Raw genomic sequence first — 593 nt, forward strand, 5'->3', positions numbered from 1 at the left:
TGTGGCCCGACCTCGCACAGCAAGATATGGACGCGCCGTATGTTCAGCCCACGGTCGCAGATATCAATGGCGGCAATGGTCTGTTTCGGCCGAACGCGCTGCTTGGGGCCGTCAGCGGCGACGCCGTCGATGCCAAGCAACTCAATACGCTCGACGCCCATTTACTGGCGGGTTTGCTGGACAGCGGCAGCCTCAACAACACCCTGACCGGCACCCTGAAAGTCGTCGCGGCGACCTTGATCAGCTTCCACGAAAACCTGCAAGGCTCGGTGGATGTGGCGGAACAGGCGCTAAACGCAACCCAACACATTCCGGTCCCTGGCGCCGAACGCCCAGCCCCGGCGCTGAACATGCGCCAACGTCAGCGGGCCTTGGCACAACTGCGCAGCATGCTGCCGGGGGCCTTTGGCGATGCACACTTCATTCGCCACCAAGAGGCGAGAAACAAGAACTACTACGTATTCGGCCTGACCGACTTGCCGGAGATGTCAGAACGCCTGCGACGGCCTCACCTCGACTATCGAGGCCCCTCCGGGTTGTCGAACGTTGGCCAGGAGCATTACCGCACCGGAGGCGACCTGCGAGCCAATACC

The 593-nt window shown here is 62.2% G+C and carries 1 pseudogene; it reads left to right on the plus strand.

The features are described 5' to 3' along the window. A pseudogene (locus QN399_RS26150) lies at nucleotides 1–593 on the plus strand (hypothetical protein); the annotation flags it as partial.

Source organism: Pseudomonas sp. 10C3 (assembly GCF_036346185.1).
GTDB lineage: Bacteria > Pseudomonadota > Gammaproteobacteria > Pseudomonadales > Pseudomonadaceae > Aquipseudomonas.